Annotated in this window: 22 protein-coding genes; 14 read left to right on the forward strand and 8 right to left on the reverse strand. The window is 61.6% G+C overall.

The genetic code is table 11. The features are described from left to right. Positions 1–117 precede the first annotated feature (117 nt). The 3 genes from E5K03_RS07175 (at position 118) to E5K03_RS07185 (ending at position 3,088) form a co-directional block, all read left to right on the forward strand. On the forward strand, positions 118–1,098 hold the full coding sequence (locus E5K03_RS07175; RefSeq protein WP_138005851.1) for a transcription initiation factor IIB: 981 nt from the start codon (positions 118–120) through the stop codon (positions 1,096–1,098). A gap of 171 nt (positions 1,099–1,269) precedes the next feature. Next, the gene (locus E5K03_RS07180; protein ID WP_138005852.1) at positions 1,270–1,746 is read left to right on the forward strand and encodes an NUDIX hydrolase; all 477 of its coding nucleotides are present in this window, start codon (positions 1,270–1,272) and stop codon (positions 1,744–1,746) included. 43 nt (positions 1,747–1,789) lie between these two features. After that, the gene (locus E5K03_RS07185; RefSeq protein ID WP_138005853.1) at positions 1,790–3,088 is read left to right on the forward strand and encodes a DUF362 domain-containing protein; all 1,299 of its coding nucleotides are present in this window, start codon (positions 1,790–1,792) and stop codon (positions 3,086–3,088) included. Positions 3,089–3,103: 15 nt separating this feature from the next. On the opposite strand, the gene E5K03_RS07190 is transcribed toward E5K03_RS07185, so the two are convergent. From E5K03_RS07190 to E5K03_RS17150, 3 genes are all read right to left on the reverse strand, one after another. Further along, positions 3,104–4,216 carry an asparagine synthase C-terminal domain-containing protein gene (locus E5K03_RS07190; protein ID WP_138005954.1) on the reverse strand — a complete coding sequence of 371 codons (1,113 nt, stop codon included), beginning with the start codon at positions 4,214–4,216 and terminating at the stop codon, positions 3,104–3,106. An 8-nt stretch (positions 4,217–4,224) separates the two neighbouring features. Further along, positions 4,225–4,908, reverse strand: coding sequence for a PHP domain-containing protein (locus tag E5K03_RS07195; RefSeq protein ID WP_138005854.1), 684 nt, complete (start codon positions 4,906–4,908; stop codon positions 4,225–4,227). A 206-nt stretch (positions 4,909–5,114) separates the two neighbouring features. Beyond that, the gene (locus E5K03_RS17150) at positions 5,115–5,291 is read right to left on the reverse strand and encodes a hypothetical protein (protein WP_171006627.1); all 177 of its coding nucleotides are present in this window, start codon (positions 5,289–5,291) and stop codon (positions 5,115–5,117) included. A 71-nt stretch (positions 5,292–5,362) separates the two neighbouring features. Here E5K03_RS17150 and E5K03_RS07200 point away from each other — a divergent pair, with 71 nt between their 5' ends. From E5K03_RS07200 to E5K03_RS07210, 3 genes are all read left to right on the forward strand, one after another. Beyond that, the gene (locus E5K03_RS07200) at positions 5,363–6,070 is read left to right on the forward strand and encodes a competence/damage-inducible protein A (RefSeq protein WP_138005856.1); all 708 of its coding nucleotides are present in this window, start codon (positions 5,363–5,365) and stop codon (positions 6,068–6,070) included. A 265-nt stretch (positions 6,071–6,335) separates the two neighbouring features. After that, the gene (locus E5K03_RS07205; RefSeq protein ID WP_138005857.1) at positions 6,336–7,454 is read left to right on the forward strand and encodes an ATP-NAD kinase family protein; all 1,119 of its coding nucleotides are present in this window, start codon (positions 6,336–6,338) and stop codon (positions 7,452–7,454) included. A 125-nt stretch (positions 7,455–7,579) separates the two neighbouring features. Continuing rightward, entirely contained in the window at positions 7,580–8,611 is a 1,032-nt protein-coding gene (locus tag E5K03_RS07210; protein ID WP_138005859.1) for a phosphate signaling complex PhoU family protein, read from the forward strand. A 23-nt stretch (positions 8,612–8,634) separates the two neighbouring features. Here E5K03_RS07210 and moaC read toward each other — a convergent pair whose 3' ends face one another. Genes moaC through aroA form a run of 3 tightly spaced genes read right to left on the reverse strand, consistent with a single transcriptional unit; the run spans position 8,635 to position 11,930 of the window. Further along, positions 8,635–9,111, reverse strand: a complete 477-nt coding sequence (moaC, locus tag E5K03_RS07215; protein ID WP_138005861.1) for a cyclic pyranopterin monophosphate synthase MoaC — start codon at positions 9,109–9,111, stop codon at positions 8,635–8,637. Next, on the reverse strand, positions 9,104–10,564 hold the full coding sequence (locus tag E5K03_RS07220; RefSeq protein WP_138005863.1) for an NAD(P)H-hydrate dehydratase: 1,461 nt from the start codon (positions 10,562–10,564) through the stop codon (positions 9,104–9,106). Before E5K03_RS07220 ends, moaC begins: the two co-directional genes overlap by 8 nt. Positions 10,565–10,589: 25 nt before the next feature. Next, complete coding sequence (aroA, locus tag E5K03_RS07225) at positions 10,590–11,930, reverse strand: 3-phosphoshikimate 1-carboxyvinyltransferase (protein ID WP_138005867.1); 1,341 nt, start codon at positions 11,928–11,930, stop codon at positions 10,590–10,592. Positions 11,931–12,073: 143 nt separating this feature from the next. Between aroA and E5K03_RS07230 the strand changes: the two genes are divergently transcribed. The 6 genes from E5K03_RS07230 to msrA all read left to right on the forward strand — a co-directional run bounded on the left by E5K03_RS07230 (position 12,074) and on the right by msrA (position 17,987). After that, positions 12,074–13,249, forward strand: coding sequence for a M24 family metallopeptidase (locus tag E5K03_RS07230; protein ID WP_138005870.1), 1,176 nt, complete (start codon positions 12,074–12,076; stop codon positions 13,247–13,249). A 118-nt stretch (positions 13,250–13,367) separates the two neighbouring features. Continuing rightward, the gene (locus E5K03_RS07235) at positions 13,368–14,540 is read left to right on the forward strand and encodes an MFS transporter (protein ID WP_138005871.1); all 1,173 of its coding nucleotides are present in this window, start codon (positions 13,368–13,370) and stop codon (positions 14,538–14,540) included. Positions 14,541–14,597: 57 nt separating this feature from the next. Continuing rightward, positions 14,598–14,960, forward strand: a complete 363-nt coding sequence (locus E5K03_RS07240; RefSeq protein WP_138005874.1) for a hypothetical protein — start codon at positions 14,598–14,600, stop codon at positions 14,958–14,960. A gap of 60 nt (positions 14,961–15,020) precedes the next feature. Continuing rightward, the gene (locus tag E5K03_RS07245) at positions 15,021–15,776 is read left to right on the forward strand and encodes a prephenate dehydrogenase/arogenate dehydrogenase family protein (protein WP_138005877.1); all 756 of its coding nucleotides are present in this window, start codon (positions 15,021–15,023) and stop codon (positions 15,774–15,776) included. Positions 15,777–15,812: 36 nt separating this feature from the next. Further along, positions 15,813–17,366, forward strand: a complete 1,554-nt coding sequence (locus E5K03_RS07250; protein WP_138005880.1) for a small ribosomal subunit Rsm22 family protein — start codon at positions 15,813–15,815, stop codon at positions 17,364–17,366. Positions 17,367–17,438: 72 nt separating this feature from the next. Further along, complete coding sequence (gene msrA, locus E5K03_RS07255; protein WP_138005883.1) at positions 17,439–17,987, forward strand: peptide-methionine (S)-S-oxide reductase MsrA; 549 nt, start codon at positions 17,439–17,441, stop codon at positions 17,985–17,987. Between the two features lie 6 nt (positions 17,988–17,993). Here msrA and E5K03_RS07260 read toward each other — a convergent pair whose 3' ends face one another. Together E5K03_RS07260 and E5K03_RS07265 are read right to left on the reverse strand one after the other, a co-directional pair. Further along, positions 17,994–19,190 carry an MFS transporter gene (locus E5K03_RS07260; protein WP_138005886.1) on the reverse strand — a complete coding sequence of 399 codons (1,197 nt, stop codon included), beginning with the start codon at positions 19,188–19,190 and terminating at the stop codon, positions 17,994–17,996. A gap of 100 nt (positions 19,191–19,290) precedes the next feature. Next, entirely contained in the window at positions 19,291–20,343 is a 1,053-nt protein-coding gene (locus E5K03_RS07265) for an iron transporter (RefSeq protein WP_138005888.1), read from the reverse strand. Positions 20,344–20,443: 100 nt separating this feature from the next. Between E5K03_RS07265 and E5K03_RS07270 the strand changes: the two genes are divergently transcribed. Then, positions 20,444–20,806, forward strand: a complete 363-nt coding sequence (locus tag E5K03_RS07270; protein WP_138005890.1) for a DUF7471 family protein — start codon at positions 20,444–20,446, stop codon at positions 20,804–20,806. 52 nt (positions 20,807–20,858) lie between these two features. Next, on the forward strand, positions 20,859–21,371 hold the full coding sequence (locus E5K03_RS07275; RefSeq protein ID WP_138005891.1) for a winged helix-turn-helix transcriptional regulator: 513 nt from the start codon (positions 20,859–20,861) through the stop codon (positions 21,369–21,371). The last annotated feature ends 2 nt before the right edge of the window (positions 21,372–21,373 follow it).

Here is a 21,373-nt window from a genome sequence, read left to right on the forward strand (position 1 = left end):
TCCAGAAAATATTTTTTGAAATTAACTGATAGTATTAAGTAGGTGGAAAACAATGTTATTGATACACAGAACAGTGGAAAAGAGACGCATCTTTCCCACCTGTTCTTGGATTCATACATGAGTGAGAACGTCCAACGTTTCACCGATCAGCGTACGACGGAGTACACGCGGAAAAACGAGAAAACGGAGTCCTCCGAAGATGTCCGATGTCCTGAATGCAACGGGCAGTTAGCTACCGACACCGAGCACGGCGAAACCGTCTGTCGGGACTGTGGCCTCGTCGTTCAAGAGGACGAGATCGACCACGGCCCCGAATGGCGTGCGTTCAACTCCAACGAGAAGGACAAAAAGAGCCGTGTCGGCGCGCCGACAACGGAGATGATGCACGACAAGGGGCTGTCGACCAACATCGGCTGGCAGGATAAAGACGCCTACGGTAAGTCGCTCTCGTCGCGACAACGCCAGAAGATGCAGCGGCTGCGGACGTGGAACGAACGGTTCCGCACCCGCGACTCCAAAGAGCGCAACCTCAAACAGGCCCTCGGTGAGGTCGATCGCATGGCCTCGGCGCTCGGACTGCCAGATAACGTTCGTGAGACGGCGTCGGTGATTTACCGCCGCGCACTGGGCGACGATCTGTTGCCCGGTCGATCGATCGAGGGCGTTGCCACGGCTGCGCTGTACGCGGCGGCCCGTCAGGCTGGGACGCCCCGAAGCCTCGACGAGTTGGCGAACGTCTCCCGGGTTGAAAAAGACGAGATCGCTCGGACCTACCGCTACATCGTTCGTGAACTGAAACTGGAAATCAAACCTGCAGATCCGGGCAGCTACGTGCCGCGGTTCGCAAGCGATCTCGATCTCTCTGACGAGTCCGAGCGTCGCGCACGAACACTGCTTGAGACTGCAAAAGCCGAAGGGATCCACAGCGGCAAGTCGCCAGTTGGCCTCGCAGCCGCCGCGGTGTACGCCGCGTCACTGTTGACCAACGAGAAGGTCACCCAAAGTGAAGTCAGCGAGGTGGCAAACATCTCGGAAGTCACGATCCGCAACCGCTACCACGAACTGCTCGAAGCCGAAGAGAACGTACAGGTCCAGTGAACATACGAGACGCATAACACGTCTACCTGATCGGTGGCCGCCCTGTTCCGCCGATCCCGCGATCGCACCACAACCCTTCCTCCTCCGGTCGGTGCCGGCTTGCCGACCGTATGGCCACTCGTCGATCGCCGCGTCCGAAATCGCTAACAACGATGTCACAGACCGTATGGTATGGAGACGACGCGGCACTTCACCGCGACGACGTATATTGTCCACGGCGGCGCAACGGCACTGCATCACCACAATCGGCTCGGAATCCGTATCCCGCCCGGCGGGCACGTCGATCGCGATGAACTGCCCCACGAGGCCGCGCTGCGAGAAGTACGCGAAGAGACCGGATTGAATGCAACACTCGTCGACGATACCGAGCCAGTCGACGCGCCAGCAGGCGAAACGCTTCCCGATCCCAGACACATGATGCTGTACGACATCAACGTCCACGAGGACGGAACGGTCGGCCACCAACACATCGACCACATCTACTTTGCAGCGGTCGACAGTCGTGAGATCGATCCCGCGCCGGGCGAGGCCGACCCATCGCTGTGGGAGTGGTACACTCCCGAAGCGCTGCGATCGAGTACTATCGATGCCGACACCGTCGCGATCGGCTGTGAAGCGATCGACGTGGTCGGACGAGCGGTCCGCTGATCGGCCTGCGAGTATTTATTCTGTCAACCGTATCGGTTTGTATATGGAGTTTCCCGACCGGTCGACTGTCGCGAAATTGCTCGACTCGATCGAGTTGCCATCCTTTGTGCGAGTACGGTACGAACCAGCCGCCGAGCGCGTCGAATCCCCGGGCGATCGGGCCAAAGCAGAACTCAATCGACTCTCGTTTTCAGGGGTCGATCGCGGGGGAACTGTCGCGGTCGCCGTCGGGAGCCGAGGAATCGACGCGATCGACGAGGTGACCGCTGGCGTCGTTTCTGGACTCCGAGAGCGCGGCTTCGAGCCGATACTCGTGCCGGCGATGGGGAGCCACGGCGGAGCGACCGCTGACGGACAACGAGAGGTCCTTGCGTCGCTTGGGATCACGGCCGATCGAGTCGATGTACCGATCGACGCCCGAATGACAGCCGACCCGCTCGGTAGCGTCACCGTCGGTGGACAGGAGATGCCGGTGTACGTTTCGACGGTCGCCGCGGCCGCAGATGCGATTGTTGTTATCAACCGGGTGAAAGCACACACTAATTTTACGGGTCGAATCGAGAGTGGCCTGACGAAGATGGCCGTCGTCGGGCTGGGCAAACAGCGGGGCGCGAAGGCGTTTCACTCGACGGCGATCGCAGCGGGGTACGTCGAGACGTTGAAAGCTGCCTTCGAAGTCATTCGAGAAGAGACACCGATCGTCGGTGGAATCGCGCTCGTTGAGAACTTTTACGAAGAAATCGCTCTTGTTGAGGGTGTGCCAGCAGACGCCTTCCTCAATCGCGAACCCGAGCTGTTAACACAGGCGAACGAGGCGATGGCGACGTTGCCAATCGACAGTCTCGATCTGCTCGTCGTCGACGAGATGGGGAAAGACATCTCCGGTGCGGGAATGGACACGAACGTAATCGGGCGGTATCGAGTCCTGAACGCGCCCGATCCGCAAGAGCCAGATATTGATCTTATCTATGTTCGCGGAGTGACCGAGGCGACCGAGGGAAACGGGAACGGAATCGGCCTTGCCGATATCACGCGGCGGGCGGCAATTGAGGAGCTCTCACTCAAAAAGACGTACGCAAACGCAATCACGAGTGGCTCCCTATCGAAAGCGTCTGTACCGCTCGTAGCGCCCGACGACGAACTCGCGCTCGCGGTTGCGTGCTCTGCGCTCGGAGGATACGACCCCGAGACAGCGCGGATCGCGTGGATTGAATCCACCGCCGAACTAAGCGACATGTGGGTCTCAGAGGCGCTACTCGGATCGCTTCCAGACGGCGCAACTGTCATGGAAAAAGCGACGCTCTCGTTCGAGGACGGCACGGCAATCTTCGAATCGACATGACGATCGCAGGTCAGCTCATCCACACAACGATCGGATGTACTGGCCGACGTGATCGTCCATGCGACGTTTGAACCCGTTTTGGCGGGCGAGCCGATCGAGTTCACGGCTCACGTAGGTCCCGTACTGGACGGCCTTTTTATCCGCGGTGGCGATCCGATCGGGAAGTGTCCCTGCGGCGATCCGTCTGAGCGCAACTTTTCGCGCTGTCGGCGTCGCAAGGAGTGACGCCGGGAGCCGCAACGCCGCAGCCACGACGCGATCGTGGAGATAGGGGGTGACTGGTTCGACGCCGGCCGCACCCAACGCGAGCACGTCGCGTTCGAGCTGGTTGGGAAGGGTTCCGAGGATTTCGCGGACGGCTCCACGGACCGTGGTCGCCTCAACGCGGTGGTCGTCTGCCGGCTCGACGTGTTTCGCGTAGCCGCCGAACAGTTCGTCCGCACCCTGTCCGAGTGCAAGCCGATCGTACCCGTCGTCGGCTGCAGCCTCTGCGACGAGGAATAACGGGAGCGCAATCGCAATATCCATCGGATTCGTTCGGCCGATCGCCCGGGCGAGTCGCGGGACCGCCTCAATGAGGTCGTCGTGAGAAAGCGAAACGACTCGAAGCTCGCGGTCCATGAGCGACGCTGCCTCTCTCGCTGCCTCAATGTCGTGTGAGCCTGGAAAGCCAGCGACGTAGCAGGGGGCGGCCTCGAATCCGGATGCGACGAGTGCCGAGTCGACCCCCCCGGAAAAGGCGACTGCGACCCTTTCGGGATCGATCGACCCGAGCGTCTCCTCGATCGCGACGGCGAGTCCGTCGATCCCAGCGCGCTCTGAGCGCACCTCGGGCTCAGGGAGCGACCATAGCTGCTCAACCCCATTCTCGGCCGTCGCGATCGAGCCCGCAGGGAACGACACCGGATCTGAAAGTTCAGTCTGGTCGAACGCGATCGATGTTGATTCCGGCGACTCGACGCCGTCAGCGGCCTCGTAAAACAGCGGCTGTCGGCCGAGTACGTCGCGGACGATCGTCGGGCCGTACTCGGTGTGTTCGAGCCGCCCCCCAAACCCCGCGGTCCCCGGAAGCGGGTCGGCGTGATCAATCGACGTAACAACGGTCTGTTCAGTTGCGCCGCGGAGCATCGACACAGTCACAGGAGATCGCTAATCGCCAGGCGAATACGCCGTTTTACACCGCCTGCGGCCTGTTGAAAACTGATGTGCCAGGGCGTTCGTTGCCCGATCACGCTCGTCCGGCCGGTCCGAATCGCCTCAAGAATCGCTTCCTCGGAACGATCGTCCACCCCGACTTCTGTAACCGCTTGCCCGACCATTTCGGAGATGTGGGCGTCGCTGCCGGCAGTCATGGGAAGACCATGTTCGATCGCAAACTGCTCGGCTTTGCGGTTCGCCAGTCCGGTCAACAGCCGTGAGTTGTACACTTCGATCGCGTCAGCGCTCGCCAACTGCCCGGTCGAAATGTGTGGCGCGACGCCGTGGCGGGACTTTTGAAACGGGTGGGGAACGACCGCAATACCGCCTTGCTCGCGGATCCGATCGAGCGTTTCGTCGTAGGATAATCCGGCGGGGACGCGCTCGGAGATCCCGAATGCGAGGACGTGACCCGCCGCGGAGGTGACTTCCATCCCGCGGATACCAACGAGCCCGTACTCCTCGGCGAGGTCAGCAGCAGCGAGGCTCGCGTCGATCTCGTCGTGATCAGTAACTGCGATCGCGTCAAGCCCGACAGCCTGTGCCTGCTCCAACAGCAGTTCGATCGGATCCCGGCCGTCGTACGAGAGCGCGGAGTGAGTGTGGAGCTCGACGGTTAACACAGCTCTCTGTAAGCGGGATGACCTCAAAAATCGCCCGATACGATTCGTCGTTGAGCGATCCCGCCAATCGCGTCGTGGTCTGTGATTGCAATCGCGTCGTGGTCTGTGATTGCAATCGCGTCGTGGTCTGTGATTGCAATCGCGTCGTGGTCTGTGATTGCAATCGCGTCGTGAGAAATACTCTCGACCGAGTCAATTCGCGCCCTTCAAGCGCTACGGAGCGATGGTGCAACGATGAGCACAGTCACGATCGCCGCAAGAATTACGCCAACACCGTACAGTTGGGTGAGGAGATCTGATTGTGTCATTTCGAGACCAATAACCACCGCACCAGCGATCGCAAGCAGGATGCCAACCGCACCCCAGATAGCGTTCTCGTTCATATGCGGGTCTCACACTGCGGCGTTTGAATAATCAATCGGTTTAATCCCGTAGGACTCGTCAGGTTTGGCGTATGCACGTGGCGATCGTGACGGTGGGAGACGAACTGCTCTCGGGTGACACGACGAACACGAACGCGACGTGGCTGTGTGCCCGCCTCGACGAGCGCGGGGTCATCGTCGAGCGCGTGACGACCGTTCCCGATCGGATCGAGGACATCTCTCGGGTTGTCAATGAGTACCGCGCGGACTACGATGCGGTGATCGTCACCGGTGGCGTCGGACCGACACACGACGACGTGACGATGGACGGCGTCGCCGCAGCGATCGGTCGAACAACAGCGCCCAACGAGGCGGCGCTGTCGTGGCTCACAGAACACGGCGGCTACAGCGCCGACGACCTTACCGAAGGGACCACAGATCTGCCCGCGGGCGCAGAGATGATCCCAAACGATGTAGGCGTCGCACCGGGAGCGATCGTCGAAGACATCTACGTCCTACCGGGTGTCCCCGCGGAAATGAAAGCGATGTTCGAGCGAATAGAAGGTCACTTCGAGGGAAAACCAACCTATTCAACGGTCGTCGCCATCGACGAGCCCGAAAGTACGCTCCTCGATCGGTTTACCGCGCTTCGCGAACAATTTCCAGTCGGCGTCGGAAGCTATCCGGGCGAGCACGTCCGGGTGAAACTCACCGGCGCAGATCCCGAAGTAGTCGAAGCGGCTGCCGCGTGGCTGGCGGAGCGATCGGACGTGCTCGAAGACGAACCCACAGAAGAGTGAGACGATCGAGTAGCGTAATCAGCGGTACAAGACGATTCAGTGACGAAATCAGCGGTACAGGTAGGCGAGCCACGCGACGACACTAACGATTCCGACGAGCAGGATCGCTGCGGCGGTTGCCTCGGTCGGGAGCGGTCCCATCGGCGCTTCGAGCGGTATCATGTGCGATCGTTGCACAAGCTCTGATTAAAATCATTCGAGTCAGTCGGCACCACAACGCGCCACTGGCCCCCAGACATTTTGGTCCTCGACGCAAACTACCAGTATGAAGATTGGCGTCGTGCTCAACCCGATCGCCGGCATGGGCGGTCGAGTCGGGCTGAAGGGAACCGATGGGAAGGTTGAGGAGGCCCGGGAGCTGGGCGCAGAACCCCGATCACCCGATCGCGGCCGGCGAGCGATGACAGCACTGTACGAGCGACTCCCCGATGCGGAGATATACGCTGTTGGCGGTCCGATGGGGGCGTCGATTGTGCGTGAGGCGGGCTACGACCCGACGATCGTGTATGAACCGACAGGCGCAGAAACCGACGCAGCAGATACGAAGGCCGCCGTCGAGGCGCTTGACGACGAGCGTGTCGAGTTAATTCTGTTCGTGGGCGGCGACGGGACGGCGACCGATGTCTCGACCACGCTCGCCGATCGCGACAGTACCACGCCGATATTGGGCGTGCCCGCCGGGGTAAAAGTGTACTCGTCGGTATTTGCGGTGTCTCCGGAGGATGCCGCCTCGATCGCCGCGACGTTCGATCGAACGGAAAAACGCGAAGTCATGGATATCGACGAAGACGAGTACCGACAGGGGGAGGTCCACACCGAGCTTCGGGCGGTTGCGACGGTCCCGGTGGCAGACGACCTCCAGTCCTCGAAACAGCTTGGGGGTGGCACCGTGGAGGCGCTTGTCGCAGGCGTCGTCGATGATATCGAGCCGGGTGTAACCTACGTGCTGGCCCCCGGATCGACGGTTGGTGCGGTCAAGGAGGCGCTCGGGTTTACCGGATCGCCGATCGGCGTCGACGTGTGGCGAGCGATCCTGACAGACAAAAACGATCCTGCGGCACGCGACACCCAACGGGAGTGGGAGGGCGAAGTTATTGTCAAAGACGCTTCTGAGTCGGATATTTTGGACGCGCTGGGCGATCGGAACGTGATCGTGGTATCGCCAATCGGCGGTCAGGGATTTGTGTTCGGACGCGGCAACCCACAACTCTCGCCGACGGTGATCAGACAGTGTGATATCGAGATCATCGCCTCACGATCGAAACTCGACGGGCTTCGGACACTGCGGGTTGACACGGACGATCCAGAACTTGACGAAGCACTCCGCGGTTGGACGAAGGTTCGTGTCGGCAGGTTCGAACAACGGATGATGAAAATTACCTAGCAATCAGACGCAGCGGGGGTTATTACATTATTGTCCCTTTGATATCTCGGCTTCTCCTTTGATATTACCGGGGATATACTTTGCATATAGACAAGATTAAGGTCACCCCCGCGATATCAAATGGCATGGAAACGCGGAAAGTCCAGCGGCTCGGCCCGTCGACGCTCGCGATGACGCTCCCTGCGGAGTGGGCTCGCGAGCACGGCGTCAACAAAGGCGATGAAGTCTCGATCCGTCTTGGTGGGAAGGGAACACTCACCGTCCTCCCGAAGTCGGCGGACACCGAAGAGTCAGAAGCGATCATCAAGGCAGACAACCTCGACGCAGGGGCCCTAGAGCGGGCGATCGTCGCCCAGTACGTGCTCGGTCGGCGCGTGATTCACGTCCGAAAAGAAAGCGGCGCGCTCGAAAGCGAACATATCAATGCGGTCTACCAGGCAGAGACACAGCTCATGGGTCTCGGGGTAATTGAGGAAACGCCTGAAGACATTTCGATCCGATGCTCGGTCGATCCCGAGGATTTCACCCTCAACAACCTTCTCGAGCGGCTCGAAAACACTGGTTCGACGATGCGCGGAGAGGCAATCAAGGCGATCGCCCACTCGAATCCCGACCTCGCCCAGCGTGCGTTGAACCGCGAACGACAGGCGAACAAGATCTTTGTCCTGTTGTTGCGGCTCATCTTCACCGCTTACCAGAATCCGAACCTCTGTCGAGCGGTGGGATTGGAGTCGAGCTTCCCGCTCATTGGGTACCGATCGGTGGCGAAGAACCTCGAACTAACCGCAGACAACGCCGAAGACATCGCAGATATCGTCCTCGAAGCGGAGGGCAACTCCCTGGATGTCGACGACTCGACAATCCGACGGATCCGTGACTTTACCGATCAGGTCGACGAGATCACGGCCCTGGCGGTGCGGGCAGTGGTCGAACGCGACTACGATCTGACCGTCGAGTGTCGCTACCGGTTCAAAGCGATCTCCGACAAAGAAGACGAGCTACTCAATGACCTCCCTGAGCTGTCGAACAACGAGCTACTGCAGGTCAGAGAGGTACTCGTGAGCCTCCAACAGACCGCCCAGTACGCGATGCGAAACGCCGAGATCGCAGCCAACCTCGCGCTGAACGAAGAGTCAGAACACGTCGAGATCATCTGAGCCGATCTGTACTAGTGGACGCATCAGGTCGATCGTTTTACTTTTTCGAGCACTCGGACTGACTCGATCGCCGTCCCCGGATACTGGCCGTCAGCGTCTTTTTCTGCGGCTTTGACCATATCCCAGACGACGTTGAGTCCGGTCGTCACGCCTTCGAGGGCCTCCATTTCACAGCCCGTCTTACCGGTCGTCTCGACCGCGACAGTGGCGACGATTCGGTCGTCGTGGACATCAAACTCCGTGTCGACGTTCGTGATCGGGATCTGATGGCACATCGGAATCGTCTCCCAAGTGTGTTTAACCGCCTGGACCGCGCCGATCCGGGCCGTTGCGAGCACGTCACCCTTTGCGAGATCGTTCTCGCGAATTGCGTCGATCGTCGACGCCGACAGGAGAATCTCGCCGGCGGCGACCGCCCGTCGAGTCGTGTCCGGCTTCGACCCAACGTCGACCATGTTGACGCTCCCCGAATCGTCAGTGTGCGTAAGTTCGTCACTCATCAGTGCGAAAAGCGTCCGGGACCCGATCGATTAAATCCGTCGCCACCAGTCCGGATCCGCGATCGTCGACAACAAGATCGCCCGCGCGACCGTTCACGTACGCCGCGATCGAGGCCGCCTCGACCGCCGGTTCGAGACAGAACATCGACGCCGAAACCCCAGCGAGCACGTCGCCGGTTCCGCCGACGGTCATCGACGGATTCCCCGTCCGGTTGACGCGAGTCGTCTCGCCATCTGAGACGATATCATACGCACCTTTGAGGAGGATCGTGGCGTCGAGGCCGCGATCGGTCAGTTCACTCGCGAGATCGACGGCCGCATCCCGGCGCGAGCGCCAGGTGTCGCCGGGATCGTCGCCGCCCATCTTCTGGAACTCCCCGGCGTGTGGCGTACAGACGAGTTCGGAATCCGTGTCGAGGTCTGCAATGACAGCGAGTGCGTCAGCGTCGACGACTGCTTGGCCCGTATAGCTCGCAAGGAACGATCGCACAGCCGCCAGTGTGGTATCCCGTGCGCCCAACCCAGGACCAATAACCGTCACATCGGCCGTCTCTGCGGTCGCCCGGACCGTCTCGAGCGCAGTCGGTGTCAGGTGGTCACCCGGATACGAGCGGACGATCAGATTCTCGGAGAATCCCTGGATCGTGTCTGCGATCGCACTCGGAACCACGAGATATGCGAGATCCGCCCCGGCACGAAGCGCTGCCTGGGCGGTTAACGCTGGAGCACCGGTATACGGACCGCCACCGACGACGGCGACTGTGCCGTGATCGCCTTTGTGGCTGTGCGATCGGCGCGCCTCTCGCTGGATGTCGCCGGGGCCGACGAACGTTTCGGCGGCCGTCGGGATGCCGATGTCTGCGACGGTGACATCGGCGTCGATCGACGTGAGTCCGGGCTTCATGTCGTGAAAGGTCACGACGGCGTCAGCGTCGATCGCTCGGCCCGCGGCCTCGCCGGTGTCGGGATCGAGCCCGGTCGGAACGTCAACTGAGACGACCGTCGCGTCGGCGGCGTTGATCGCGCTGACGGCGCTCGCTTCCGGCTCACGTAGTTCGCCCGCGACGCCAGTACCCAGTATTGCATCGACGATGACGTCGGCATCATCAAGCGCGAGTGAGTCGATCGCGGTACTGTCGCGGATCGTTCGCGTCGAGAGTTCGGCGCGATCGAGTGCCTCCCAGTTCTCGCGGGCGATGTCGGTCCCGATACGTTCTGGACGACCGAGGAGAACGGTTTCAACATCGTACGCCGAGAGAAACCGCGCGGCGACGAACGCGTCACCGCCGTTGTTGCCGCGACCACAGCAAAGGACGACCCACGATCCAGGTTCAGCGTGGTCTTTAATTGCCGTCGCGACAGCGTTGCCGCTCGATTCCATCAGCTGTTTCCGGGGAACCCCGAGCGCGGCCGCGTTCGCATCGACCGCAGCCATTCTGCCAGCACTGATCATACACGCGGATTCGATGGGCAGGTGGTTAAGCGTACGTTGACTGCGACACGTCCACACCGAGGTCTTCGAGCACTGCAAAGAACGCAGGGAACGAGACGTCAACGTGCTCGGCACCAGTGATAGTTGTGGGCCCCGTTGCGACGAGTCCGGCGATCGCGAGCGACATAATGATGCGGTGGTCGTGATAGCCGTCGACCGTCGCACCGTGGAGATCGCTTTCGCCGCCGTGGATTGTCAGCGAGTCCTCGGTTTCAGTGACCGATGCGCCCATCCGTTCGAGTTCGGTTGCCATCGCGGCCACGCGATCGGTCTCTTTCAGACGAACGTGCGCACAGTTTTCGATGACCGTCTCGCCGTCGGCAACCGCGCCGAGCGCCGCGATCGTCGGCAAGAGATCGGGGGTGTTTCCCACGTCGACAGTCGTTCCAGACAACGAAGATCGCTCGATCGTAATCTCGCCTGCCTCGCGGTCCCAAGAGATCGACGCGCCCATCCGTTCGAGGATTTCCACAATCGCGCTGTCACCCTGTGCGCTCGGATACGCACCCTCGACGATGACTGCCTGGTCGGGCGCTGCGGCGATCGCCCCTGCGGCTAAAAGATACGACATCGACGAGAAATCGCCGGGAACGTGGTAGCTCCCGCCAGCCGGCTCGTAGGCCTGTCCGCCCGCCACTGAAAAGCCGTCCGCACCTGCAGATCGAACGCCACCAGCGCCGGTCGCCCCGATCGGCTCGGCGGTGATACCAAAGTCCGCCAGTACTTCGAGGGTGATGTCGACGTACGGCGCGGATTTGAGTTCGGTCGTCAATTCGATCTCGATCCCGTCTGCTGTGACGGCACCTGCCATGAGAAGCGCCGAGATGTATTGCGAGGAGACGTCGCCGGGGATCGACACCTCGCCGCCTGCGAGCGGGCCCTTGATCGCGAGCGGTGCCTGGCCGTTCGCCCGAGTGCTCTCGGCGCGGACGCCGAGATCCGACAGCGCGTCCAACAGCGGCCCGTGCGGGCGCGATCGCAGGGACTCGTCGCCGGTGAGGACGGTGATTCCGTCGGCCAGCGCCGCGGCAGCCGTGACGAGCCGTGTTGTTGTCCCGCTGTTCGCACAGTCGATCACGTCCGCAGGGACGGCAGGCTCGCCCGCGAAGCCGTCGATCGAGAGCGGTCCCTCGTCCGTGCGATCGACCTGCCCGCCGAAGGCCTCGACCGCCCGCATCGTGGCCTGGGTGTCTGCGCTGTCGAGAAAGCCGTGGACGGTCGCGCCGTCGCTGTAGCCGGCTGCGAGAATCGCCCGATGGGTGTAGCTCTTCGACGGCGGTGCTCGAACCCTCCCTTCGACCACTGATGGAGTGACTTCCGCGTTCATATCCGATCGTCTCTCCGTATCCGTATGAGACTACCGAAGCCGGGAAGTATCTGCGTGGACCGATCTCTCGGATTTGGGACTCTCTGCGTGGATCGATCGCCGCTATGCTAACCAATTAGAGGGTCAATCACCAACTTTGCGATATGCAGCCCGATCTTTCGCGTCTAGACGAATACCTATCCGATCGTGACATCGACGGCTACCTCGTCGACGCTGCGAGCAGCGACTCGACCCAGCGATACCTCTCGGGATTTGATGCACCCGATCCATTCGTCACCCTCTACGCTGACGGTGCGGTCCACCTGCTCGTGTCTGGATTGGAGTACGGCCGAGCGAAGTCCGAAAGCCACGCGGCCACGGTCGTCCGGCCAGCCGAGTTCGGCCTCGAGGAGTATCGCGAGGAGTACGGCACGGCAGGAGCACGCGATCGCGTCCGCGCAGACTTCGTTGCCGACCACGGCGTCAGTTCGGTCGCGGTTCCTGAGCGGTTCCCCGTCGGTGCCGCAGACGGACTCCGCGAACAGGGCGTCGAGGTAGCCGTCGATTCCTCAGACGTGATCACAGAGATCCGATCGGTCAAAACCGACGCAGAACTCGATCACGTCCGCGTCGCCCAGCGGGCCAACGAGGCCGCGATGGCCGCGGCTGAGGCGTTGCTTGCGGCCGCTGCCGTCGAAGACGGACAGCTCGTTCACGAGGACGAACCGCTCACGAGCGAACGAGTCAAGACTGCGATCGAGATCGCACTGCTCGAACACGGCTGTGCGCTCGATGAGACGATCGTCGCCTGCGGCGCAGACGCCGCGGATCCGCACAACCGCGGGAGCGGCCCATTGCAGGCCGGTGAGCCGATCATTATCGACATTTTCCCACGCGACAAATCCACGAAGTATCACTCGGACATGACCCGGACGTTCTGTAAGGGCGAGCCGACCGAGACCGCCAAAGAGTGGTACGAGCTAACCGAAGCAGCGCTCGACGCTGCGCTGGCGGCGATCGAGCCGGGTGCGACGGGTGCGGACGTCCACGCTGCTGCCTGCGAAGTGTATGAAGACGCCGGCCTGCCGACGTTCCGAACCGATCCGACCACCGAAGTCGGATTTATTCACAGCACCGGCCACGGAGTCGGGCTCGACGTGCATGAGAAGCCCGGGTTGAATCCTCGCGGCGAGGAGCTACAGCCCGGACAGGTCATCACGATCGAACCCGGCCTCTACGATCCTGATGTGGGCGGAGTCAGAATCGAGGATATCGTTTTTGTCACGGAAGACGGCTACGAGAATATCACCGACTATCCGGTCGAGTTCGTTGTCGAGTGACTAACAGCAGCGAACGCGTCTCGAAAGTGAGCCACAGTAACGGACGCGTCCCCAAAGATACCCCCCACGGGCAACCGGGAACGCAACCGGTTTGACCCTCTCCGGATAACCGCAGACAGTGAACTGGCGGTACCGGCACACAGCGCTTGTCCTCTGTACACTCGCGTTCTTCGCGACGATGGTCGCTCGGTTGGTGATAAGCCCGGTCGTCTCGTTGATCGGCACCGAGTTCACGGTGTCGAACGGCCTCGTTGGGCTTGCGCTCTCGGCAATGTGGTTCGCCTACGCGCTTTCGCAGTTTCCAAGCGGCATCCTCGGCGATCGTCTCGGCGAACGCACGGTCATTCTCACCGCAGTCGGCCTCACCGCGGTGTCCAGCCTGCTGTTAGCGGTGTCACCGACGTTCAACGCCTTCTTTGCGTTCGCGATCGTCCTCGGAGCCGGGGCGGGACTGCACTACAGCGTCGCGACGACGTTTCTCTCCCGGCAGTACGACAACATCGGCCGGGCGATCGGCTTTCACGTCGCTGGCGGTCCCGCCGCTGGGCTGCTCGCACCGGTGTTGGCTGCAGCCGTCGCAGCGCGGTACGGCTGGCGCGAAGCGTTGTTCCTCGGAACTGTCGTTGCGGTCCCCGTGTTCATCCTGTTTGCGTGGAAGATTCGCCCGACAGAGCCACGTCGCCCCGAGCAGCCAATCGGCGAACGCTTTCGGCTTGGTCCGCTCGTCGAGTTACTCTCACGTCCGGAGATCATCTATACGACGATCCTGGCAGTGCTGGGTGCATTCTCTTGGCAGGCGACCGCCTCGTGGCTGCCGACCTTTCTTTCGACCCATCATGGGCTCTCGACGCCAATGGCAAGCGTGTTATTCTCGGCGTATTTCGTGATCCACGGCGCAACCCAGCCGATCACGGGCTGGCTGTCCGATCGCTTCTCTCGAGACGCTGCCGCAATGATCACAATGAGTGTCGGAATCGTCGGCTATGCCGGGATCGTCCTCGCTGACGGACTGTTGCAGGTCGCCGTGGCGATTCCGCTCGTCGGCTTAGCGATGAGCTGGGGTGCGCCGGTCCAATCGCGCTTTATTGACCGCCTTTCAGACGCCGAGCGAAACGCCGGCTTTGGGCTCGTTCGAACCGTCTACATGACGGTTGGTGCAAGTGGAAGCGGGGTCATCGGCGCGCTCTCGGAGTGGTTCGGCTGGGGGGTCGCGTTCGGAGCGATCGCCGCCGTGCTCTCTATTGGCTTTTTAATCCTGCTTGCGAACCGCACGCTTCGGCTGGGGTTGTAGCTGCCCTGTGCGCCGCGCGGTCGAAAGACACTCTTTCAGCTACGTGCTACCTGAGATATGAGTCGAGAGGACGGAACTGCGAAGACAGTCGCCGTGATCGCCACCGCCCCGGAGGGCGTTCAAAAGTACACTGCACACATCTCCGTGGATGCGGGCGGCTCGATCGCCGCGGTCGATGCGGGTGCGCTCGAACGCTTCTTTGAGGTCGTCGAAGGCGGCTCCGGGTCGGCGTTCGCTCGCGTCCGGGCTGTCGACATGACCGGCGAGGCCCGAAACCTCGAGGGCGAAGATCCCCTGTTTTCGGTGACATTCGACGAGCCTGTCGCCGCCGAGTCGATCTCGCTACGATTCGAGACGCTTGTTGGCCACGACGGCGAGACGATCCCGACCGAATCGGTCCGCTTCGAGGTCGTCGACTGATGCTTTCAGCCCGCGTCTCTTCACCGAACGGCTTTTGCTCGATCGACCGCACGAACGGGTATGGAACTGCTCGTTGTCGGTGCCGGCGAGATGGGCCGATGGCTCGCCGATACTGTCGAACTCCCAATCGCGTTCGCGGATCTCGATCAGTCGATCGCCGCTGATGCCGCCGCGAGTCGCCCAGACGCACGCGCTGTCGATCCCGAGACCGACGAGCGGTTCGCCGCAGTGTGTCTCGCAGTGCCGATCTCGGCGGTCGAGTCGGCGATCGAGGCGTACGCGCCAAATGCGGCCGACGCGATCTTTGACATCTCTGGAGTGATGACCCCCGCGGTCGAGGCAATGGACGAGTTCGCGGCCGATCTCGAACGCGCGAGCTATCACCCGCTTTTTGCGCCGCCGCGCGTTCCAGGAAACATCGCGGCAGTGTCGCACGCGATCGGGCCAACCCTCGAAGTCGTTTCCGCGGATTTCGAGGCCGCCGGCAACACCGTCTTTGAGACAACACCCGAGGAGCACGATCGGGCGATGGAGAGCGTGCAGGCGGCTGCCCACGCGGCAATTTTGTCGTACGCGCTGGCCACAGAGAACGTCCGCGCAGAGTTTTCGACACCCGTCTCAAAGCGCCTCGGCGGACTCGTCGGCACGGTCACTGAAGGCTCGCCGGACGTGTACGCCGAGATCCAGTCGGCGTTTTCGGGGGCCGATCGGGTCGCAGAGGCGGCCGCCGAGATCGCAACCGCCGATCGCGATCGGTTTGTCGAGCTGTATCGAAACGCAGGTACCGACACGGCGGCTCGACAGAGACATGACTGACGGACAACCAGCGCTCGCACTACCTGGTGAGCAACGATGATCGACAGGGAGGCCGTCCGATCGAACGCCAAATACCTCCGACGAGTCAGACCGATCGACCCAGAAGAGATCGCCGAGTACATCGAGGGCTACCCGCACCCGGCGGTCGTCCGCCAGACACTCCGGGAGGAGGCGTTCGATCTCGGGTTGTGCGAACGCGAAGACGGGACGTTCGTTCCCGTCGACGAGGAGCCACTGCCCGCGCAGGGGTGGTCCCCAACCGCGTTCCCCGAAGAGTACGCGTTCGCACTCGAGGACCTCCTCGTCGACGCCTACGGCGCGAACTGGCACGTCGGCGACAGCGGCGATCGCCTGCGAGCAGCGATCCGGCGGCTCAAAGCGGACTACTACTTCGGCAACGACGTCGAGTACGACGCGGTCGCCGCCCACGGCTACGCGATCTACCACCTGCCGGATTACTACGCCGTGATCGGCTACGTGCTTGAGACGATCGCCGAGCGCGGCTTGCTCCCGAAACGCCTGCGGGTTCTCGACGTGGGTGCGGGGTCCGGCGGGCCGGCGCTGGGACTCGCCGACTACGTCGGGGAGGACGTGCTCATCGAGTACCACGCGATCGAACCCAGCGCTGCCGCCGGCGGGTTGAAACGATTGCTCGAAGAGACCGGACGAAACGTTCACACAAAGGTCCACGAGACGACGATTGAGTCGTTCTCTCCTGAGTCGATCGAGTCGATCGACTCGACTGATTTGAGCGAGAAGACTAACTCGATCGAGCCAGCCGATCGTGAGGAGTCCGGAGCCGAGACGGACGGACCCTTCGACCTCATCCTCTTTGGAAACGTCTTGAGCGAACTCGACGATCCGGCCGCTGCGGTCGAGCGATCGCTCTCATGGCTCGCCTCCGAGGGCTCGCTCATCGCCTTCGAGCCGGCAGATCTGAACACCGCGACTGGCCTTCGAGAGGTCGAGCGCGCAGTCGCGCCACCGGATGGCGACGTAACCGTCTATGCGCCGACCCTGCGACTGTGGGATGGGATGGGGCCGAGCGATCGCGGCTGGTCCTTCGACGTTCGTGACGACTTGGCGGTCCCACCGTTCCAGCAGCGGTTGGCCGACGGTTCGACAGATGGCTCTGACCACGGTGACAAATTGGCCGGCGGCGACGAGTCCGACGACACTGGTCCGGAGGCGTACATCAACACCGACGTGCAGTTCGCCTACAGCGTTCTGCGGACTGACGGCGAGCGTCGGTTCCAAGTGCGATCGAACCCACGGCGCTACGCACGGATGGCCGACATGGAATCACACGTCACCGATCGCATCGACCTCCTTTCGGTGAAGCTGAGCCACGATCTCACCGACGGCTCTGCGGATCGAAACGCCCTGTTCAAGATCGGCGATGGGAGTCAAAAGCTCGAACACTACGCGGTGCTCACACGAGAAACGACGTTGAACAGCGATCTGCAGGCGGCTGCGTACGGCTCCGTGTTGGCGTTCGAAAATGTCCTCGTTCTCTGGAACGATGACGAGGGAGCGTACAACCTCGTCGTTGACGATGAGACGATTGTCGAGGCGATCGCCGGACGGTAGCGATATCCGACAGCTACTCGAGCCACCTATGCAGGCGTCGGGTTCATACCAGTAGAACCCCTAGATGTGGGTATGTCAACTGAGATTGCGACATTCGGCGGCGGCTGCTTTTGGTGCATCGAAGCCCCGTTCAAAGAGATCGACGGTGTGGAGTCGGTCATCTCCGGATACGCCGGGGGCCACGTCGAGAATCCAACGTACGAGCAGGTCTGTTCTGGCAATACCGGCCACGCCGAAGTTGTCCAGGTCGAGTACGATCCCGATCGACGCAGCTACGCGGATTTGCTGGAAGTCTTCTTCACGGTGCATGACCCGACCCAGCGAAATCGTCAGGGGCCGGACGTTGGCAGTCAGTACCGATCGGCGATCTTCTATCACGACGAGCGCCAGCGCGAGGAGGCTGAGGCATTCATTCAAGAACTCGATGCCGCTGACGCGTACGACGACAGCGTCGTTACCGAGGTCGAACGGCTTGAGACGTTTTACGAGGCCGAGCCACACCACCAGGACTACTACGAAAAGAACCCCAATCAGGCGTACTGTTCGTTCCACATCCCACCAAAGCTCGAGAAGGTACGATCGAAGTTCGCCGATCGGCTAAAGCCTGAACAGGTCCACTAACTGCTGTTAGCCTGTCGTCACTGTCGATGAATCCGTTGTGCGGGTTAACCGCCTGACTGCGCGAAGCGCGACGATCGCGATCAGGATCTCGGCAGCGCCGACAACGACAAACGCCGTGAGATAACTGTACGTGTCGGCGACAGAGCCACCGATTAGAAACCCAGCCAGGAAGCCAAGGCTTCCGAAAACGTTGAACCCACCCATCGCGACCCCACGCTCACCTGGCGGAACCGTATCTGTCACGAGTGCCATCGTCGCTGGCGCGACAAGCGCGCCGCAAACCCCGACGAGAATCATGAGTGCGATCGCAACCTCGACGATCGGTGCGAGCCCGACCGCAATAATCGCGCCCCCATAACAGACCGAGCCGATCACGACCGGGACGAACCGGCCGATCCGATCGGACAACGATCCCAAGGGGTATTGTAGCAGCGCAAACGGGAGGAAAAACGACGCGAGCGCGATCCCCACGCCGGCTGCGTCGAGCCCAAACACGTCGCTGAAGTAGTAGACGCCGACAAGCGAAAAGAAGCCAGCCGTGAGCCGATCAATAAACCCGAACGCGTAAGGGATCTGTAACGCTGGCCGATCGCGGAGCGTCCCTAACACGGCAGTCAGTGACGGCCCGCCCAACGGAGCCCGATCGGTGACGGTCGCCGCAGTCGCTCCAGCAACAACGAGCGCGCCTGCCCCGGCATACACTGGCGCGAACGGATCTACCGCGGCGAGTTGTCCGCCAACAACGGAGCCGATCGCCGCGCCGAGGCCGATCGCAATTCCCGCTGCGCCCATGTTCCGACCGTGTCCGCCACTGAGATCCATAAGCATCGTGATGGAGAGCGAGAACGCACCGATCGTGAATGTGCCGCCGACAACTCGCAGGAGCAACACCGCCTGAAAGCCCGCGTCGATCGACGCCAGAACGGGCAACAACAGGTAGCTACTGGCCCCACCGATCGCGCCGAGGACGACGAGCGGTGTCCGCCGGCCGAGCGTATCGCTGGCCGCACCCCAGACGGCCGCGAAGGCCACGAAGGCACCGAACTCCGCGACGAGAAACCACATACCAGCGCTGATACCACCCGGTGCCCCGAGGGCAACGACCAGCCCATCGAGCCCGGGATACAATAGTACCTGCGAAACCAACACCGTCCAGACGACGATCGCGAGCCGAATCCGATCGAATCGAGGCTCGCGGTCCATACTCGTTGTTGGAGATCCTGACGGAAAGTGTGTGCGCTACTCGAACTTGATGACCGAAAGTGTGTGCGCTACTCGAACTTGATGACCGAAAGTGTGTGCGCTACTCGAACTCGACGGTTGGGGTCCCAAAGAATGCCGTCTCATAGCCTTCGTGTCTGGCGATCTGCGTCGGGGTTTCCACAGAAGCAGTGACCGCCGAGTCTGCGTTCAGATCGGCTACTGACGCGCCGTAGTGGAACCCGAGTTCGGGATCGATCGCCGGCGAGAGTCGGATCGAATCGCCGCCCTCGACTGAGGCCGCTAATCCAAGAAGCGGAATCGCCAGATCGTTGTACCGCGTTCCCGCCGTGACCGCAAGGTATGGCTCTGAGCCAAAGCGATCGGCGTCGATCGCCGCAGCCCGATACTGGATATCGTCCGCCAGCGCGCTTCCGAGCCGATCGTCAGGGAGTTCCTCGACGAAGCCAAGTGGCATTCCTCCCATCGACATAACCTCAAGCGCGCCCGGTTCGCCCTGTCGGTCGGGGTATTCCTCGAAGGACAGGTCGTTGCGATCGGATTCACTGTACTCGAAGTCGATCGAAACGGTCGTTGCGCCGTCGAAGCGGCCTTCATAGTCGCCGTATGCGGTCCCGGAGATTCCTTCGATCGTTACCTCAGCGGTGTAGGTGCCGTCGCCGTCGAGGTGGTAGTTGTCGCCGTAGTGAAAGCCCATCTGCTGAGAGAGCATCGGGTACACCGTCTCGCGTTCGTTTACATCGTTGCCGCCGGTGACGGCGACGTTGACCCCCGAAACCGGCAATGCGGTCTCGGTTTCGGTATCCCAGACGCCGACCATCAGGTGTACCGCGTCCTCGGCTTCGACGTCGAACTGGCGGGCTTCGTAGCCTGAATCGGTCGAAAAGACCCGCCAGAACCGGTGCGGGAACGTATACATGAGTGCCACCGCGAGACCGTTGTCGGCCTGCCCGCGCCCGGTCATCTGCATCGCTTCGGTGTGCGTTGGGACGTAGATCGCATCGGGGCGATCCTCCACGAGCGGCGGTTCGCGGCCGTACGTTGTTTCCCCGAGCACCGAAATTCCGTCGGTGCAGCCAGCGAGCCCCGCGGCAATAACAGCCCCTGAGCTGGCCAGAAGCCTCCGTCTGTGCATATAGCTGGTAGTTGATCCGGTCGGTTACGGGTTCTGGTTCAGTCGTCGAAGGCGGGGCTCGAACCGAATACGTTAGCTGTCTGTAGTACCAAAATCGCCTATGGACGGTGTCGCACCGGCTCACAGCGTCACCGGCGGCACTGCGCTCTCCGTGATTACGATCGCGGGGGTGCTGTCGGCGATCGTCTTCGGTATCAGCGCCGCGGCGTTCCTCAGACGGCGATCGGCCGCGTACCTGCTGTTGACGATCGCGTTTGGGCTCTTGTTCGCCCGCTCCGCGGTCGGGTTCGCATCGCTCACGGGGATGATCCTGGACGGAACGCATCACCTCCTCGAACATGCGATCGATGCCCTCGTGGCTGTGGTCGTCATCGCAGCCGTGTACTATGCCAGACAAGCCGAACGGCGCGCGTCGAGATCTCCCGAGTCGAACGGGTACAGCGATGGGCCGAGAAAACCATGAAGCCGAACCGAACACGACTACTCCCGAACACAATACGAATTAGTGACAACGTATGAACGAAACACGACAACTAATCGAACGACACGTCCGCGAGCGTCCAGGTATTCATTTTAATGGTCTCGTCCGCGAACTGGAATTGGCACCTGGACAGGTACAGTACCACCTAAAGCGACTGCTGAGATCGGACATTCTCGTTTCGGAACCGCGTGATGGGCGGACCCACTACTTTCCGCCGTCGTACGATCCCTGGGAACGACGCGTGCTCTCGCGGTACCGCCGCGAGACGAGTCGAGACATCCTTACGTGTTTGTTAGAGAACGGGCCAATGCGATCGACCGAGGTCACAAACAGCGTTGGTATCGCTCGAAGCACCCTCTCGTGGCATACGACCCGGCTCGCAGAAGACGGAATCGTCGAGCGGGATAAAGATTCCCGTGGTCGTACGATCCTTTCGCTGGCAGATCCACAGTCGACTGCAGCGTTGTTAGACGAGGTGACTCCGTCGAAGACAGCACGGGCGACCGATCGGTTCACGCGGCTGTTTGACGGTTTATTTGAAGGGTGAAC

Source organism: Halalkalirubrum salinum (genome assembly GCF_005543295.1).
Lineage (GTDB): Archaea > Halobacteriota > Halobacteria > Halobacteriales > Haloferacaceae > Halalkalirubrum > Halalkalirubrum salinum.